Source organism: Staphylococcus sp. FSL K6-3157 (genome assembly GCF_038005145.1).
GTDB lineage: Bacteria > Bacillota > Bacilli > Staphylococcales > Staphylococcaceae > Staphylococcus > Staphylococcus equorum.
In genome coordinates, this window is the sequence record NZ_JBBOSM010000001.1 from 1,252,492 (window position 1) to 1,270,370 (window position 17,879).

Sequence of the window (17,879 nt, forward strand, 5' to 3'; positions counted from 1 at the left end):
TTAAAGCAAATAACTTGTGAAAGTTGTAAGTTGCATATTAAAATGCTATTTAGTATAGTCTTTAGGGAATAGGGGTGTAAATAGAATGTTCAAATTCAACGAAGATGAAGAAAATTTAAAATGTTCTTTCTGTGGCAAAGACCAAGATCAAGTTAAAAAGCTAGTTGCAGGAAGTGGCGTTTATATTTGTAATGAGTGTATTGAGTTATGTTCAGAAATTGTAGAAGAAGAATTAGCTCAATCGGAACCTGAAGGGTTAACTGAATTACCAACTCCAAAAGAAATTATGAACCAATTGAATGATTATGTAATCGGTCAAGAAAAGGCTAAGAAATCATTAGCTGTAGCTGTTTACAATCATTATAAACGTGTACAGAATTTAGGACCAAATGAAGATGAAGTTGAATTACAAAAAAGTAATATCGCTTTAATTGGACCTACTGGTAGTGGTAAAACACTTTTAGCACAAACATTAGCTAGAACATTAGATGTACCTTTTGCAATTGCTGATGCTACAAGTTTAACTGAAGCTGGTTACGTAGGTGACGATGTTGAAAACATCTTACTACGCTTAATGCAAGCAGCTGATTTTGATATTGATAAAGCTGAAAAAGGTATTATTTATGTCGATGAAATTGACAAAATAGCTAGAAAATCAGAAAATACATCTATTACTCGTGATGTATCTGGTGAAGGTGTACAACAAGCACTGCTTAAAATATTAGAAGGTACAACTGCAAGCGTACCACCGCAAGGCGGTCGTAAGCATCCTAACCAAGAGTTAATTCAAATTGACACAACTAACATTTTATTTGTTCTTGGTGGTGCCTTTGATGGTATAGATGAAGTAATTAAACGTAGATTAGGTGAGAAAGTAATCGGATTTGCAAGTAGTGAAGCTTCAAAATATGATGAAGATGCAATACTTGAACAAATCAGACCTGAAGATTTACAATCTTACGGTTTGATTCCAGAATTTATCGGTCGTGTTCCTATTGTTGCTAACTTAGAAACATTAGATGTAGACGCCCTGAAAAATATTCTAACTCAGCCTAAAAATGCTTTAGTGAAACAATATACTAAAATGTTAGAGCTTGATGATGTAGAGTTGGTATTTACTGACGATGCATTATCTGCAATCAGTGATAAAGCAATTGAACGTAAAACAGGCGCACGTGGTCTTCGTTCAATTATAGAAGAAGCGTTAATTGATATTATGTATGACGTGCCTTCATCTGAAGGTGTTGTAAAAGTCGTGATTACAGAAGAAACAATTAATGAAGAAAAAAATCCTGAACTATACGATAAAGAAGGCAACCTTGTAAACAAGGAACAAACTTCTGCTTAAATTAGGTGAATCGAATGCCCTAAGTTGTATATATGCAACTTAGGGCATTTATTTTTAAAAAAGAAAGTATAGGTAAAATAAAAATACATATTCATATAAGTCATAGTGTAATATAATAAACAATGAGTTAAGAAGAAAAGAGGGACGATAATGAAAGTTAATCCTAATGAAATAGAATTATTAATTAGTGCAGTAAAACCGGAACAGTATCCAGAAACCGGTTTAAGTGAAGTTGGCTTAAGTGGTAGATCTAACGTAGGTAAGTCAACGTTTATCAATAGTATGATTGGTCGAAAGAATATGGCAAGAACATCTCAACGACCTGGTAAGACACAAACACTTAATTTCTATAATATAGATAATCAACTTGTATTTGTTGATGTGCCTGGTTATGGCTATGCGAAAGTAAGCAAATCGCAACGTGAAGCATTTGGTAAAATGATTGAAAGATATATTTCACAAAGAGAATCATTGAAGCTTGTAATTCAACTTGTTGATTTACGACATAACCCAACAGAAGACGATATTATTATGTACAATTATCTTAAATACTATGAAATTCCAACACTAGTTGTAGCTACGAAAGAAGATAAAATTGCTAAGGGTAAAGTACAGAAGCATTTAGCGAAGATTCAGCAAAAATTAGAAATGGAAGCTGAGGACGAGATTATAAGCTATTCTTCAATTAAAAAAGACAAACAACAAAAAATATGGGATATGATTGAAAGTTATTTGTAATCATTACATTGAAGAAATATGTTTTGCTATAAATAGGTTGAATTTAGTACAATTATGTCAACATTTTGAATGTAAATTAGAAGAATTATAATTTACTCGAGCAAGATGGTTAACTCATGTCGTAATTGTGTTATAATTTACTTATTGTAATATGTATGGAGGGCGTTATAAATGCATTTAATTGCGGTTAGCATAAATCATCGTACAGCAGATGTAGCATTGAGAGAAAAAGTTGCTTTTAAAGATGATGCCATACGTTCAGCCAATGTTGATTTATTTGAAACAAAATCTATTTTAGAAAATGTTATATTATCAACTTGTAATCGCACAGAAGTATATGCAGTTGCGGATCAAATTCATACAGGTCGTTATTATATACAACGATTTTTAGCGAGATCTTTTGGATTTGATGTTGAAGATATTAAAGAAATGACTGAAGTAAAAGTGGGGGACGACGCAGTAAATCATTTATTGCATGTTACTTCAGGTTTAGATTCTGTTGTTCTTGGTGAAACTCAAATTCTTGGACAAATTAGAGATGCATTCTTATTAGCTCAAGAAGAAGATACAACAGGTACTATATTTAATCATCTTTTTAAACAAGCAATTACATTTGCGAAAAAAGCTCATAATGAAACAGATATTGCAGACAATGCAGTAAGTGTTTCTTATGCGGCTGTTGAACTAAGCAAAAAAGTATTTGGCAAAATTGACAACAAGCAAGCTTTGATTATTGGTGCAGGGGATATGAGTGAATTATCACTCTTGAATTTAATTGGTTCAGGTGTCACAGATATTACAGTTGTTAATAGAACATTGAGTAAAGCTCAAAAATTAGCAATGAAACATCATGTGAAATTTGAATCAATGGAATCATTACCAAAACTTTTAGCTAATGTGGACATTGTTATCAGTTCAACAAGTTCAGACGAATATATTGTGACAAATGAAATGATGCGTTCTATTTCAACAGAACGTAAAAGTGATTCACTTGTTTTAATAGATATTGCTGTTCCAAGAGACATAGAACCTAATATTAATACAGTTCAAGATGTATTTAATTATGATGTAGATGACTTGAAAGGATTAGTGGATGCTAATCTTAGAGAACGTCAAATAGCAGCAAATGACATTATGCAACGTATCCCTGGTGAGATTGTAGCACATAATGAATGGGTAAGTATGTTAGGTGTTGTACCTGTTATTCGTGCCTTAAGAGAAAAAGCTATGAATATACAGGAAGATACTATGAATAGTATTGATAGAAAATTGCCTGCACTAAGTGAAAGAGAACGTAAAATCATTTCAAAACATACTAAAAGTATCATAAATCAAATGTTGAAAGATCCAATCAAACAAGCAAAAGAATTGAGTAATGATAGAAATAGTAACGAAAAATTAGAGCTGTTTCAAAACATTTTTGACATTGAAGCTGAACAAGCTTATGAACCTAAAAAAAGAAGAAGTGAAGTGCCAACTAGTCAAATATTAAGTTTTGAATAAGCATATGCAAATGGTGATAATATGCAAGAATTTTCATTTATAAGATTAAATGAACTTATATTATTAATTTATTTATTTAGTATTGCTTGTTACTTTTTTGATTTTGTGAAAAAGCATTATAAAGTTAGAAAAATTGGTTTTGTTACATTAGGGATTGTTTGGGTGTTACAAACAATCTCTTTATCTATTTATGCTAATGTAACGAAACAAATTCCATTAGGTAATGTTTTTGATGTATTTTTTGCATTAGCTTGGTTGATTATTTCTATTTCTATAGTGATTAGTGTAATCAAGCAAATAAATTTTTCGATATTTTTATTTAATTTAATTGGTTTTGTATTAATTGCTATAAATACGTTTCAACCTATGCATTATCAGAGTGCAGGAGATAAATTAAGTATTATAAACGAATTGTTAATAGTACATATTGCCTTTGCAATTATAAGTTATGCCCTGTTTGCTTTTGCATTTGTTAATTGTATATTATATTTAATACAGTATAAAAATTTAAAGCAAAAAAGATTTAATCAAAAATATTTTAGAATCGGTAGTGTAGCTACACTAGAACAAGTTGTGTTTTATAGTAGTCTAATCGGTTTTATATTTATCATATTGAGTATCATATTAGGTACACAATGGGGTATAAATACTTTAGGATTACACATATTGAATGATCCCAAAGTAGTGATGTCTATAATTATTGCATTGCTGTATGGTATATATATCATCTTTAGAGTAAGACATACGTTAAGCAAACATAATTTGATTTATTTTAATCTCAGCTTATTTTGCTTAAGTATGATTAATTTGATTTTTGCTTCTCATATATCCGATTTTCATCAATGGACAGGAATATGATTACAGATAGAAAAGGTTAATTGTTAAATATAGTCATTTCTAGGAGGTTGCGCCTGATGCGTAAGTTAATCGTTGGTTCACGTAGAAGTAAGTTAGCTATAACACAAAGCCAACAATTTATTGAAAAATTAAAAGCTGTTGATCCAGAATTAGATATTGAAATTAAAGAAATAGTAACAAAAGGTGACCGTATTATAGATAAACAATTATCTAAAGTAGGCGGTAAAGGGCTGTTTGTAAAAGAAATTCAAAATGAATTATTTGATTATGGTATAGATATGGCGATACATTCCTTAAAAGATGTGCCTAGCGTGATACCAGAAGGATTAACTCTAGGTTGCATACCAGATCGTGAAAATCCATATGATGCGTACATTGCTAAGAATCATGTCCCTTTACATGAACTTCCTGATAATAGTATTGTAGGTACAAGTTCTTTACGCCGTGGTGCTCAAATACTTGCGAAATATCCTAAATTACAAATAAAATGGATACGGGGCAACATTGATACACGTTTAAGTAAGTTAGAAACTGAAGATTTTGATGCAATTTTACTTGCAGCTGCCGGTTTGAAACGTATGGGCTGGTCAGATGATATCGTGACAACTTATTTAGATAAAGAGACTTTAATACCAGCCATTGGACAAGGCGCATTAGGTATTGAATGTCGTGCGGATGATGAAGAGCTGTTAGCATTACTTAAGCAAGTTCACAATGAAGATGTAGCGGATTGTGTTACTGCTGAAAGAACATTCTTAGAGCGTATGAACGGCAGTTGCCAAGTTCCAATCGGCGGCTATGCTACGAAAAGTAATGATGGTACAATCGAATTCACAGGCTTAATTATGTCTCCTGACGGTAAAGAACGTTATGAGCATACTGAGCGTGGAGAGAATCCAGTTGAAATCGGTGAAAAAGTAACTGAAGTTTTAAATGCACAAGGTGCATATGAAATAATAAAGGCACTAAACGAAGAACAATAATCGTTTGAGGTGAAAATAATGAGACCAGTGATAGTAATGACACAAACTAGTGAATTTAACAAAGAAGATACATGTATTCTACACAAGCCTTTCATAGATGTAGAGCCTTTATCCTTTGATTTGAATTTGCTAGATGTTAACTATGACTGGCTTATTTTTTCGTCTAAAAAAGCTGTGAAACATTTTCAATCGTATTTACCTAAGTTAAATATACAAAAAATTGCAGTAATTGGTGAAAAAACTGCTGATTATTGCAAAACTTTAGGTCTAGATGTTTCGTTTTGTCCCACAGATTATTCACAAGAAGGTTTTCTTGAGGAGTTTGAAGCGGTAAAAGGCAGTCGCATTTTACTACCATCAAGCGCAGCAGCAAGAACCTTATTACAAAATGGTTTAAAACAGCAAGGTTATTTAGTTAGAAAAATTGACTTATATAAACCTGTTCCACATACTGAGAATATAAATGAAGTCTTAAATCTCATAGCTGAAAATAAACTAGATGCTATTACTTTTGCGAGTTCCTCAGCTGTGCGATATTTTTTTGAAAGTCATCACTATATACCTTTTAATAATTATTTTGTCATTGGTCAACAAACATTGGACACATTAAATTCATTTAATGTTCAGGGCACGATGGCAGAAATACAAACCTTAGAATCATTAATTCAAAAAACTTTAGAAAGTTGGGAAGATAATGCAATTTGATAGACACAGAAGATTACGTAGTAGTAAATCACTAAGAAACATGGTGAGTGAAACGCACGTTCGCAAAGAAGATTTAATTTATCCAATCTTTGTAGTTGAACGTGATAATGTGAAAACAGAAATTAAATCTATGCCTGGCATTTACCAAATTAGTTTAAATTTATTAGGTGAAGAAATTAAAGAAGCGTATGAATTAGGTATAAGAGGCATCATGTTTTTTGGTGTGCCAAATGAAAAAGATGAAGTTGGTACAGGTGCTTATGATCATAACGGCATCATTCAAGAAGCAACAAGAAAAGCGAAGTCTATGTACAATGATTTATTAATTATTGCGGATACGTGTTTATGTGAATATACAGACCACGGTCACTGTGGTGTGATTAATCATGAGACGAAAGATGTTGATAATGATAAGTCACTACCATTACTCGTTAAGACTGCAATTTCTCAAGTTGAAGCTGGTGCTGACATTATTGCACCAAGTAACATGATGGACGGATTCGTTGCAGAAATTAGAGCGGGTCTAGATGAAGCTGGTTATTATAATGTGCCAATTATGAGTTATGGCATTAAATATTCTTCTAGTTTCTTCGGTCCATTCCGTGATGCAGCAGAATCTGCACCACAGTTTGGTGATCGCAAAACATATCAAATGGATCCTGCAAATAGAAGAGAAGCACTTAGAGAACTTGATAGTGATTTAAACGAAGGTGCAGACATGATGATTGTTAAACCTGCTCTAAGTTTCTTAGATATCATTAGAGATGTTCGAAATACTACAAACGTACCTGTAGTCGCTTATAATGTAAGTGGAGAATATAGCATGACAAAAGCAGCAGCGCTAAATGGCTGGATTGATGAAAAAGCGGTAGTTATGGAACAAATGATTTCAATGAAGCGTGCAGGCGCAGATTTAATTATTACGTATTTTTCAAAAGATATTTGTAGATATATTGATGAACAATAAGGAGGTTATTTAGAATGCGTTACACAAATTCTGAAAAAGCGATGGTAAAAGCTGAACAATTGATGCCTGGCGGTGTCAATAGTCCAGTAAGAGCTTTCAAATCAGTAGATACACCAGCAATATTTATGGACCATGGTGAAGGTTCAAGAATATATGATATTGATGGTAATGAATACATCGATTACGTTCTAAGTTGGGGACCATTAATTTTAGGACATAAAAACAAGCAGGTAATTGATAAAATTCATGAAGCAGTGGATAAAGGGACAAGTTTCGGTGCTTCCACACTCCAAGAAAATAAATTAGCCGAACTCGTTATTGATCGTGTGCCATCTATTGAAAAAATACGTATGGTGTCATCTGGTACTGAAGCAACACTTGATACATTACGCTTAGCACGTGGTTATACTGGTCGTAATAAAATTATTAAATTTATCGGTTGTTATCATGGTCATAGTGACTCACTATTAATCAAAGCAGGGTCTGGCGTCGCAACACTTGGTTTACCTGATTCTCCAGGCGTGCCTGAAGGTATTGCGAAAAATACAATCACAGTTCCATATAATGACTTAGATGCGCTAAAAGTCGCATTTGAAGAATTTGGTGACGATATTGCTGGTGTTATAGTAGAACCTGTAGCTGGTAATATGGGCGTTGTACCTCCAGTTGAAGGATTTTTACAAGGCTTAAGAGACATCACTACAGAATATGGTTCATTGCTAATTTTTGATGAAGTGATGACAGGGTTTAGAGTTGGATACAATTGTGCGCAAGGTTACTTTAATGTAACACCAGATTTAACTTGTTTGGGTAAAGTAATCGGTGGTGGCTTGCCTGTTGGTGCTATTGGTGGTAAGAAAGAAATTATGGATCAAATTGCGCCAGCTGGTGATATTTATCAAGCTGGTACGTTATCAGGTAATCCATTAGCTATGACAAGTGGTTATGAAACACTAAGTCAATTAACTCCTGAGTCATATGATTATTTTAATAAATTAGGTGACAAATTAGAAGAAGGTTTGAAAGAGGTCTTTGCAAAACATCATGTGCCAATCACTGTAAATCGTGCTGGTTCTATGATAGGATATTTCTTAAATGCAGGGCCGGTTACAAACTTTGAACAAGCAAATAAGAGCGATTTAGAATTGTTTAGTCAAATGTATAGAGAAATGGCAAAAGAAGGCGTATTCTTACCGCCTTCCCAATTTGAAGGAACATTTCTTTCAACAGCGCATACAGAAGCTGATATTGAACAAACAATACAAGCATTTGATACTGCTCTAAGTCGAATTGTATAAAGTTTATTTTTAGCCCGAACAACCATGTGTTGATCGGGCTCTTTTATATGTAAAGTACAATGAAGTATAATGATACCTATGAAAGTTGTGAGTACATGAATAAGCAATTAAGAAACAATATCATCGTTTTAGCGTTAGCCTTATTTTTAAGTTTCATACTTAACGCCGCCCACATATTATTACCATTTATGTTTGGTCCTATTATTGCAAGTATCATCTGCGTGAGATACTTGCATTTAGAAGTAAATTGGCCATTTTGGCTAAGTCAGATTGGTTTAGTGTTATTAGGTGTTCAAATTGGCTCTACTTTTACTAAAGAAGTTATTTTAGATATTAAAGATGATTGGTTTACCATTGTGATAATTACGGTGTTATTACTTGGTCTCGCATTAATCATTGCTTATTTTTTCAAAAAAATAGCAAAAGTGAATACTGAAACAGCAATACTTAGTGTCATTCCAGGCGCATTGAGTCAAATGTTGATTATGGCTGAAGAAAATAAAAAAGCAGATATTATGGTAGTAAGTTTGACCCAAACTTCGAGAATTATATTTGTGGTTATTCTTGTGCCTTTCATTTCATATTTTTTTAAAGACGCACAAGAATTAGCGACTGGTGGATCTGAAGTAACAGCAATATTGACTGAAGCTTTATCAATTCCTAGTATCATATTTTTGACACTAGCTGTAATCATTGTTTATGTCATAATGGGTAAAATTAATTTTCCAACTAAACAGATACTTGCACCAGTTCTTGTTTTAATATGTTGGAATTTGTTGACAGGTGCTAACTTTACATTAGATAATTATATTATTGCAGCTGCACAAGTCATATATATGATTAGAATTGGCGTTCAAATTGCACTCTTATTAGATCAGATGAAAGGACGGATTGCCGTCGCAATCGCTTTTCAAAATACATTCCTCATATTATTAGCTTTCGTAATGGTGCTTATCATCTCTACATTTTCGACTCATTCAGTAAATGAATTATTCTTGGGCGCTGCTCCAGGTGGCATGAGTCAAATTGTTATTGTAGCGTTAGAAACAGGTGCGGATGTCGCATTGATTTCTAGTTACCATATCTTTAGAATATTCTTTATTTTATTCTTAATTGCTCCAGCGATAAACGTGTTCTTGAAACATCGTGAAAAAAAACTTAACTAAACAGATGATATTTTTAATTAGACATTTGAACAATATCAGCACAATTATATATTACTACTTTTATACACAATATTATGATATAGAGAGGGTGAGACCGTGTTAGAAAATGTGATATAGGCATATCAAATAACTTTTAAAGTGACTCTGCTTTTTGAGCGAATATGGTGAAACAAAAGTCACAAGTAATAAAGTATTTCTAACATATATTATGAAATTTATTTATATCATGGCCATTATTCTTCTATGGGTCAATGTCATACTGACTTACGATAGTGTTAAAGGTATCGTCGCAGTATTATTGACTTTATTTATAATTAGACTGTATAAAAATAAAAAGATTGTTAAAAATAGTCACAAAAAACGAGATTTATAAAGGTTTTGAAATTTTAAAGACCTTACTATTTATTTGAAAATAAAAAATGTAGAATCGTTACTCTGTGAACTTACAATTAAAAAATGCCAACAAAACCTTATGGATTTGTTGGCATTTTTTAATTTTCTAGAGAAATATTCTTAGTTTGGTCGTAGAACTTTGTTGGATTATAGTGAAAAAATTGAAAAACAAACTTTTCTTGAAAGGAATTAATATATGGCTAACTAAAGCCTTTACCCTGATAATGCTTTGGATTATTAGGACATGCTTGCATATGTGCATTATACAAACCTGCAGCTTCTAAAAATGAATAAACTGTCACTGGCCCTAAAAATTTAAAACCATACTGCTTTAATGTTTTCGATAATTCCGTAGCGCGTGTGTCTACAGTTATACGATCACTTGGATTTGTATATCCACAATCGATGGGCTGGTGATCTACATATGACCAAAGAAAATCGCTGAAACTTCCGAAGTCTTTTTCTATTTCAAAATATCCTTTTGCTTGTCCTACAATGGCTTCTATCTTTTTTCTATTATGCACGATATTAGGAAATGTCATCAAGCGATCTATATCATCTGTTGTCATTTTAGAGATAAGCACTGGATTAAAGTCATAAAAAGCTGCTTCATAAGATGCTTTTTTCTTTAAAATTGTTAACCAGGAAAGACCAGCATGTTGTGATTCTAAGGCCATCAGTTTAAATAATTTCAAACTATCATAAAGTGGTTGGCCCCACACTTCATCATGATATTCGAGATAGGTTGGATCTTTTGTACCAAATGCGCATTCATTCATATATTTTCACTCCATTCCATTGACTTATCTTAACATCCATTATACTATAATTAAGTAAAGAAATATTGTCTACTGGGAAGAGTAAATAAGCTTAGATTTAACAGAGAGTACATGTTTGCTGAAAATGTACAGTTTAACTTATTGAAGGTAGCCCACATTGAACTTTAGCTGAAATACTACAAGGTGATTGTATGTAAATTAGGTTGAAGCGTGTTTGAGCGTTAATCATAATTTTAAGTGCTTGAAATTAGTGAACTAATTTCTTGAATTTAGGTGGTACCACGGGAAATCCGTCCTATAATATTTATAGGGCGGATTTTTTTATTTTAAGGAGGATTTTAACGAATGGAAATGAAACCAAAATATAATCCGAACGAAGTTGAGTCAGGGCGTTATGAAGAATGGCTTAATAAAGGCTATTTTAAAGCATCTGAAGATAATACCAAAGAAACTTACACAATTGTTATTCCGCCACCCAATGTAACTGGTAAATTACATCTAGGGCACGCTTGGGATACAACCTTACAAGATATACTTACACGTATGAAACGTATGCAAGGTTATGATACTTTGTATTTACCAGGTATGGACCATGCTGGTATAGCAACACAAGCAAAAGTAGAAGCTAAATTAAATGAACAAGGATTATCTCGTCATGATTTAGGACGTGAAAAATTCCTTGAACAAGCGTGGGACTGGAAAGAAGAATACGCTACATTTATTAGAAAACAGTGGGCTAAACTAGGATTAGGTTTAGACTACAGTAGAGAAAGATTTACATTAGATGATGGTTTGAGTAAAGCAGTTAATAAAGTATTCGTTGATATGTATAATAAAGATTTAATCTATCGCGGAGAATATATTATAAACTGGGATCCTATCGCTCGTACTGCATTATCAGATATTGAAGTTATTCATGAAGATGTACAAGGTAAATTTTATCATTTTAAATACCCTTATGCAGATGGCGAAGGATATATAGAAATCGCTACGACACGCCCTGAAACAATGCTAGGTGATACTGCGATTGTTGTGAATCCTAATGATGAACGTTATAAAGATGTCATTGGTAAAAAAGTTATATTACCAATACTTGGTAGAGAATTGCCTATCTTAGCAGACGATTATGTGGATATTGAATTCGGTAGTGGTGCAATGAAAGTGACACCAGCACATGATCCAAATGACTTTGAAATCGGTAATCGTCATGATTTAGAGCGTATTATTGTCATGGATGAATCTGGTAAAATGAATGACAAAGCTGGTAAATACGAAGGCTTGGATAGATTTGACTGCCGTGAACAGCTTGTACAAGATTTAGAATCTGAAGGTTTAGTTATTAAAATAGAAGAGCATGAACATTCAGTTGGACATTCTGAACGTTCTGGGGCAGTTGTAGAACCTTATTTATCTACACAGTGGTTTGTAAAGATGAAACCTTTAGCAGAACAAGCGTTAGATAATCAAAAAACTGATGATAGAATCGACTTTGTACCTGCAAGATTCGAAAAAACATTTAACCGTTGGATGGAAGAAATTAGAGATTGGACAATTTCACGCCAATTATGGTGGGGACATCAAATTCCAGCATGGTATCACAATGAAACTGGAGAAATTTATGTCGGTGAAGCAGCACCAGATGATATTGAAAATTGGACGCAAGACGAAGATGTATTAGACACTTGGTTCTCTAGTGCATTATGGCCATTTTCAACATTAGGTTGGCCAGATGTTGAAGCTGAAGACTTCCAACGCTACTTCCCAACGAATGCATTAGTAACTGGCTATGATATTATTTTCTTCTGGGTTGCAAGAATGATTTTCCAAGGATTAGAATTTACTGGAAAACGTCCTTTTAATGATGTATTATTACATGGATTGGTCCGTGCAGAAGATGGACGTAAAATGAGTAAGTCTCTAGGTAACGGTGTTGATCCAATGGATGTTATCGATGAGTATGGCGCAGATAGTCTGAGATATTTCTTAGCAACTGGATCTTCACCAGGTCATGATTTACGTTACTCTACTGAAAAAGTTGAATCTGTATGGAATTTTATCAATAAAATTTGGAATGCAGCTCGATTTAGTTTAATGAATATTGGCGATGACTTTAAAGTTGAAGATGTAGACTTATCAGGTAATTTATCATTAGCAGATAAGTGGATTTTAACGCGTTTAAATGAAACGATTGCTAACGTTACGGATTTAAGTGACAAGTATGAGTTTGGTGAAGTTGGTCGTACGCTTTATAATTTCATTTGGGATGATTTTTGTGATTGGTATATTGAAATGAGTAAAATACCAATGAATAGCGATGATGAAGCTCAGAAACAAGTAACACGTTCTGTACTAACTTATGTGTTAGATAATACTATGAGAATGTTACACCCATTCATGCCATTTGTTACTGAACAAATTTGGCAAAATCTGCCACATGAAGGTGAAACAATTGTTAATGCACCTTGGCCTAAAGTGAACGATGCATTGATTTTTGATGAAAGTAAAGAAACGATGCAACAACTTGTTGAAATAATTAAATCTGTTAGACAATCACGTTTGGAAGTAAACACACCATTATCTAAAGCAATACCTATTTTCATTAAAGCAAAAGATGAAAATATTAAAAATACACTATTAAATAATTCAAATTATATAGATAGATTCTGTCATCCTAGTGAACTTACAATCGATACAGCAGTTGAAATACCTGAAAAAGCAATGACATCTATTACTACAGCTGGTGAAGTTGTCTTACCACTTGAAGGTTTAATCGATATGGATAAAGAAATTGAGAGACTAGAAAACGAACTTGGGAAATGGGAAAAAGAATTGGATCGTGTTAATAAAAAATTAGCAAACGATAACTTCGTTAATAAAGCACCTGAAAAAGTAATCAATGAAGAACGTGAGAAAAAACAAACGTATCAAGAAAAATACGAGGGTGTTAAATTACGAATTAATCAATTAAAAGCATAGGAGTCCTAAACATGAATTACCTAGATAGCTTATATTGGATACATGAAAGAACTAAATTTGGCATTAAACCAGGCGTTAAGCGTATGGAATGGATGTTAGAACGATTAAACAATCCTCAATTTAATATAAATGGTATTCATGTAGGTGGCACAAATGGAAAAGGATCCACAGTTGCATATTTAAGATCAGCGCTTGTTGATAATGGATATGAAGTGGGTACTTTCACTTCGCCATTTATTGAAACCTTTAATGAGCGTATAAGTTTAAATGGGATACCGATTAGTGATGACAATATTGTTGAATTAGTTCAAAAAGTAAAACCAGTAAGCGAAGCATTAGAAGTTGAAACAGAGCTTGGAACAGCCACTGAATTTGAAATCATTACTACGATGATGTTTTTATACTTTGGTGAATTACACCCCGTTGATTTTGTAATAGTTGAAGCGGGATTAGGGATTAAAAATGATTCAACGAACGTTTTTAAACCGATATTAACAATTCTCACGAGTATAGGACTAGACCACATTGAAATTTTAGGAGATACTTATACGGATATAGCAAAAGATAAAGGTGCAATCGTTAAACCTAATACGCCAATTATCTATGCAGTGAAAAATGAAGATGCGCTTAAAGTAATTCGTGGCTGCGTTGAGCAACAGAATACTGAAGGCATAGAGTTTGATCGTGATATTAGTATCGTTTCACAAGAAGAAGAATTTACTTATCGTTATAAAGACTATGAATTAGAAACCTTACTATTAAATATGTTGGGCGAGCATCAAAAAGAAAACGCAGCTTTAGCAATAACTGCACTTATTGAACTAAACGAATCAGGTATGGTTGATTTAGATTTCAATAAGATGATAGATGGTATTGAATCAGTAAGCTGGACTGGGAGAATTGAGCAAGTTAAAGAAAAGCCTTTAATGATTGTTGATGGTGCGCATAATGTTGAAAGCGTTGAAGCTTTGATTAGTACAATGAAAGATTATTATCATATTGATAGTCTGGATATATTGTTTTCTGCAGTGAAAGGAAAACCAATTAATACGATGGTAGACCAACTTAAAACAATTGCTTCAACGTTTTATGTTACTGATTTTGATTTTCCTCGAGCATTAACTAAAGATGCTATTTTTGAAGAAATACGATTTGATCAAAAAGAACTTGTTGATGATTATGTGAAGTTTATTGAAACATATGAAGGTGATGGATTAATCATAACTGGAAGTTTATATTTCATTAGTGAAGTTAAAGCGAAAGTTAATTTTTAGATATTACTTAACAACAGTGAAACTGTGCTGATATTAATTAAATATTTATTCAATAAGAAAGCTAGTTATTATTTTGCGTTATTGAGTCAGGATTAATGATTTATTCTAACTTTAATGTAAAAGTAACTAGCTTTTTTATATAGTAGTTTTACGGAAAAATTTAAAAGTTGAATATTTTTATATTTTGTATAAATTGTAATTTATACGTCGTTTAAATCAGATGATTATTAGTGCTTTTTTTATCCATTTAGCAATTCCTATTTTAATTTGTAATAATATGATAGTATTTACAAAAGGGAGGGAAAGATTAACATGACAGAAAAGAAATTTCCAAAGGATGCAATGCGTGTACTGAAAGAAACAAGTCGTACGTTTTATATTCCGATTACCTTTTTAGAAAAAGAATTAAAACATTCAGTAGCATCTGCATATTTAATACTACGAGCAATTGATGAGATTGAGGATCATGAAGAAGTAGATAATGATTTAAAATATACAATTTTAATGCAAGTGAGTGAATTATTTAAAGAACCTTTCGATGAAGAAAAATATCTAGAGATACTAGGTCCTGTGAAAGATATCATGCCTGAAGTTACACTCCGTTTAAGTGAGTGGATAGACGCATGTCCTGACAGAACTTTGCCAATTGTTTTAGATTGTTCAAGCGAGATGGCATTCGGTATGGCAAAATGGGCGAAAGCAAACTGGGATGTTCATACACGAGAAGATTTAGATGAATATACATATTACGTTGCAGGACGTGTTGGTGTCATGCTGTCAGAACTATGGGAATTGTGTGCTGGTGAAAAAACAGACCGCGATTTAGCCATTGGTTATGGACGTGGACTTCAAGCTGTTAACATTTTACGAAATGAGAAAGAAGATTTAGATGAACGTGGTGTGAGTTTTGTACCGGATGGTTGGAGTCGTGCAGACCTGTTTGATTATGCAGATGAAAACTTAGCAAAAGCAGATGCATATATCAATTCACTCCATAAGAGAACGATTATATTATTCGCACGTTTACCTTTAGCACTTGCACATAAATCTTTAAAAGCTATGAAAAATGGCCGTGAAAAAATAACACGTAAAGAAGTGGAAGAAACTGTAGAAGAAGTTAAGAAAAAATAGTATCGAAAATAATGAATTATGTTATTTTTAAAAATAACAACAATAAATAGCATATTAATTTATGAATACAGAATGGCTGATTGTGTTTTTCTGTATCCATAGTTAAATGTACATATGTTTATTATACAGAAGCGCGTAATCTTTATTTTATTTAATTGATTAATCATTTAAATTGTAGAGGTTATGTGCTTTTTATGTACTAAAAATTTATTTTATCAAACTTACAATTAAATTTTTTAACTAAGTGATATTTTTGTTATTAAATTAAAACGGACATGATATAATTTTTGTAAGGAGGTATATTATTGATCAAACAACTTTTATTATGCCCAGTTCTATTTAGTTATTTGTATCAGTTGAGCTATGTGAATCAATTAAAGTTAAATTACTTTGGTTTACGGTCTCGTTGTGATTATTGTCATAGAGAACTTAAATTTATTGAAATGATACCAATTATAAGCTTTTTATGTTTGAAAGGGAGAAGTAATTGTTGTCAAAGTAAGTTGAGCTTTTTATATTTAATTGGAGAATTTTTATCGATTGTTCCCGCATTTGTTCTTTCTTATTTATCATTTCCTCTAGATCACACCACTTTTTTACTTATTTATATATTCCTACTTGTATTTACTATGTATGACATAAAAACTTTTGCATTACCAATCCATCTGTACATTATATTTGCGTTGTGTGCCTACTTTATTGGACAAGGAAATGTATACCATTTTTTAATCATGACTACGGTATTACATCTTTTATATTTTTTAATACGTCACGGCATTGGTTACGGAGACATTCTTCTTTTTTCATTGCTCTCTTATTTACTGCCATATTCAGATTTTGTGTTAATAATGTTTTTTACGTTTATTTGTGGAGGTATTTTTGCTTTATTTAGTATGATACTTTTTCGTAATTTGAAACAAAGAATACCACTGATACCTTTTATTTTTGTTGCTTTTAATTTAACGATGATATTTCATCAATATTTAACTTTAGGAGAGGGTCTTATTTGAGAATAAATGAACTTGCAGATAACCAGAAGCCGAGAGAACGTTTGTTAAGTCATGGTGCCTCACATTTATCACACGCTGAGTTATTAGCCATACTAATTAATACTGGTCGAAAAGGGAGTTCGAGTATAGATATTGCAAACGAATTGTTGAAGTCAGTTGATAACTTAAAAGAATTAAAAATGTTATCTATCAGCGACTTAAATAAAATCAAAGGTGTAGGTTTATATAAAGCGCTTATTTTGAAAGCAGCATTTGAGTTAGGAGAACGCATGCATTCAGGTAGCGTAGATGATAAGATTCAAATTTCAAGTCCTAAAGATGTTGCGGATTTTATGATGGGTAAAATGGAGCATTTGACACAAGAGAAATTTATAGCGTTGTTTTTGAATTCAAAAAACGTAATTATTAAGCAAAAAACCATATTTGTTGGCACTTTAAATAGTTCAATTGTGCATCCACGCGAAATATTTAGTGAAGCTATTAAATGTGCGAGTAATGCTATTATAGTACTACATAATCATCCTTCAGGTGACGTTACGCCCTCAAACGAAGATATTAAAACCACTGAAAGATTAAAAAAATGTGGTCAAGTGCTAGGAATTGATTTATTAGATCATATTATTATAGGTGACCATACTTATTTAAGCATGGTTGAAGAAGGTTATTTTGACTGAGGACTTTTAGAGTAAATGAAATATTTTAGTTCTGTTTCCAAGTTTAATTCATTTACATGAGTAGAACATAAATTAC

General features: G+C 32.4%; 15 protein-coding genes and 1 other annotated feature. Of the genes, 14 read left to right on the top strand and 1 reads right to left on the bottom strand.

What is annotated here, in order from left to right:
• Positions 1 to 85: 85 nt before the first annotated feature.
• The 9 genes from clpX (at position 86) to MHB47_RS06065 (ending at position 9,566) form a co-directional block, all read left to right on the top strand.
• On the top strand, positions 86 to 1,348 hold the full coding sequence (gene clpX, locus MHB47_RS06025) for an ATP-dependent Clp protease ATP-binding subunit ClpX (RefSeq protein ID WP_340755674.1): 1,263 nt from the start codon (positions 86 to 88) through the stop codon (positions 1,346 to 1,348).
• Between the two features lie 150 nt (positions 1,349 to 1,498).
• Positions 1,499 to 2,086, top strand: coding sequence for a ribosome biogenesis GTP-binding protein YihA/YsxC (gene yihA, locus MHB47_RS06030; protein WP_002507384.1), 588 nt, complete (start codon positions 1,499 to 1,501; stop codon positions 2,084 to 2,086).
• Positions 2,087 to 2,257: 171 nt separating this feature from the next.
• Positions 2,258 to 3,589: a glutamyl-tRNA reductase gene (hemA, locus tag MHB47_RS06035; RefSeq protein ID WP_340755676.1), complete on the top strand. Its 1,332-nt coding sequence runs from the start codon at positions 2,258 to 2,260 to the stop codon at positions 3,587 to 3,589.
• Between the two features lie 21 nt (positions 3,590 to 3,610).
• Entirely contained in the window at positions 3,611 to 4,447 is an 837-nt protein-coding gene (ccsA, locus tag MHB47_RS06040; RefSeq protein ID WP_002507386.1) for a cytochrome c biogenesis protein, read from the top strand.
• A gap of 56 nt (positions 4,448 to 4,503) precedes the next feature.
• Positions 4,504 to 5,430: a hydroxymethylbilane synthase gene (gene hemC, locus MHB47_RS06045; RefSeq protein ID WP_340755678.1), complete on the top strand. Its 927-nt coding sequence runs from the start codon at positions 4,504 to 4,506 to the stop codon at positions 5,428 to 5,430.
• Positions 5,431 to 5,448: 18 nt separating this feature from the next.
• Positions 5,449 to 6,135: a uroporphyrinogen-III synthase gene (locus tag MHB47_RS06050; protein ID WP_340755680.1), complete on the top strand. Its 687-nt coding sequence runs from the start codon at positions 5,449 to 5,451 to the stop codon at positions 6,133 to 6,135.
• Positions 6,125 to 7,102, top strand: a complete 978-nt coding sequence (gene hemB / locus MHB47_RS06055; protein ID WP_056935711.1) for a porphobilinogen synthase — start codon at positions 6,125 to 6,127, stop codon at positions 7,100 to 7,102. Before MHB47_RS06050 ends, hemB begins: the two co-directional genes overlap by 11 nt.
• A gap of 14 nt (positions 7,103 to 7,116) precedes the next feature.
• Positions 7,117 to 8,400 (top strand): glutamate-1-semialdehyde 2,1-aminomutase, encoded by a 1,284-nt coding sequence (gene hemL / locus MHB47_RS06060; protein WP_064782850.1) that lies wholly within the window; start codon positions 7,117 to 7,119, stop codon positions 8,398 to 8,400.
• Positions 8,401 to 8,495: 95 nt separating this feature from the next.
• Positions 8,496 to 9,566 carry an AbrB family transcriptional regulator gene (locus MHB47_RS06065; RefSeq protein WP_002507391.1) on the top strand — a complete coding sequence of 357 codons (1,071 nt, stop codon included), beginning with the start codon at positions 8,496 to 8,498 and terminating at the stop codon, positions 9,564 to 9,566.
• A 593-nt stretch (positions 9,567 to 10,159) separates the two neighbouring features.
• On the opposite strand, the gene MHB47_RS06070 is transcribed toward MHB47_RS06065, so the two are convergent.
• The gene (locus MHB47_RS06070; protein WP_340755683.1) at positions 10,160 to 10,738 is read right to left on the bottom strand and encodes a DNA-3-methyladenine glycosylase I; all 579 of its coding nucleotides are present in this window, start codon (positions 10,736 to 10,738) and stop codon (positions 10,160 to 10,162) included.
• Positions 10,739 to 10,797: 59 nt separating this feature from the next.
• Positions 10,798 to 11,039: a binding site (T-box leader), on the top strand.
• A gap of 44 nt (positions 11,040 to 11,083) precedes the next feature.
• On the opposite strand from MHB47_RS06070, the gene MHB47_RS06075 reads away from it, so the two are divergent.
• From MHB47_RS06075 to radC, 5 genes are all read left to right on the top strand, one after another.
• Positions 11,084 to 13,714, top strand: a complete 2,631-nt coding sequence (locus MHB47_RS06075) for a valine--tRNA ligase (RefSeq protein ID WP_340755685.1) — start codon at positions 11,084 to 11,086, stop codon at positions 13,712 to 13,714.
• A gap of 11 nt (positions 13,715 to 13,725) precedes the next feature.
• Positions 13,726 to 14,988: a bifunctional folylpolyglutamate synthase/dihydrofolate synthase gene (locus tag MHB47_RS06080; RefSeq protein WP_340755687.1), complete on the top strand. Its 1,263-nt coding sequence runs from the start codon at positions 13,726 to 13,728 to the stop codon at positions 14,986 to 14,988.
• 312 nt (positions 14,989 to 15,300) lie between these two features.
• Entirely contained in the window at positions 15,301 to 16,119 is an 819-nt protein-coding gene (locus MHB47_RS06085) for a squalene/phytoene synthase family protein (RefSeq protein WP_340755689.1), read from the top strand.
• Positions 16,120 to 16,424: 305 nt separating this feature from the next.
• Positions 16,425 to 17,129 (top strand): prepilin peptidase, encoded by a 705-nt coding sequence (locus MHB47_RS06090; RefSeq protein WP_340755691.1) that lies wholly within the window; start codon positions 16,425 to 16,427, stop codon positions 17,127 to 17,129.
• Entirely contained in the window at positions 17,126 to 17,803 is a 678-nt protein-coding gene (radC, locus tag MHB47_RS06095; protein WP_002507398.1) for a RadC family protein, read from the top strand. Before MHB47_RS06090 ends, radC begins: the two co-directional genes overlap by 4 nt.
• Positions 17,804 to 17,879 lie beyond the last annotated feature (76 nt).

Excerpts from the sequence above, each read along its gene's own strand:
- hemC (WP_340755678.1), top strand. The coding sequence starts at position 4,504 with ATGCGTAAGTTAATCGTTGGTTCACGTAGAAGTAAGTTAGCTATAACA.
- MHB47_RS06070 (WP_340755683.1), bottom strand. The coding sequence starts at position 10,738 with ATGAATGAATGCGCATTTGGTACAAAAGATCCAACCTATCTCGAATAT.
- clpX (WP_340755674.1), top strand. The coding sequence starts at position 86 with ATGTTCAAATTCAACGAAGATGAAGAAAATTTAAAATGTTCTTTCTGT.
- MHB47_RS06075 (WP_340755685.1), top strand. The coding sequence starts at position 11,084 with ATGGAAATGAAACCAAAATATAATCCGAACGAAGTTGAGTCAGGGCGT.
- hemA (WP_340755676.1), top strand. The coding sequence starts at position 2,258 with ATGCATTTAATTGCGGTTAGCATAAATCATCGTACAGCAGATGTAGCA.
- MHB47_RS06080 (WP_340755687.1), top strand. The coding sequence starts at position 13,726 with ATGAATTACCTAGATAGCTTATATTGGATACATGAAAGAACTAAATTT.
- MHB47_RS06065 (WP_002507391.1), top strand. The coding sequence starts at position 8,496 with ATGAATAAGCAATTAAGAAACAATATCATCGTTTTAGCGTTAGCCTTA.
- MHB47_RS06085 (WP_340755689.1), top strand. The coding sequence starts at position 15,301 with ATGACAGAAAAGAAATTTCCAAAGGATGCAATGCGTGTACTGAAAGAA.
- ccsA (WP_002507386.1), top strand. The coding sequence starts at position 3,611 with ATGCAAGAATTTTCATTTATAAGATTAAATGAACTTATATTATTAATT.
- hemL (WP_064782850.1), top strand. The coding sequence starts at position 7,117 with ATGCGTTACACAAATTCTGAAAAAGCGATGGTAAAAGCTGAACAATTG.
- hemB (WP_056935711.1), top strand. The coding sequence starts at position 6,125 with ATGCAATTTGATAGACACAGAAGATTACGTAGTAGTAAATCACTAAGA.
- yihA (WP_002507384.1), top strand. The coding sequence starts at position 1,499 with ATGAAAGTTAATCCTAATGAAATAGAATTATTAATTAGTGCAGTAAAA.
- MHB47_RS06050 (WP_340755680.1), top strand. The coding sequence starts at position 5,449 with ATGAGACCAGTGATAGTAATGACACAAACTAGTGAATTTAACAAAGAA.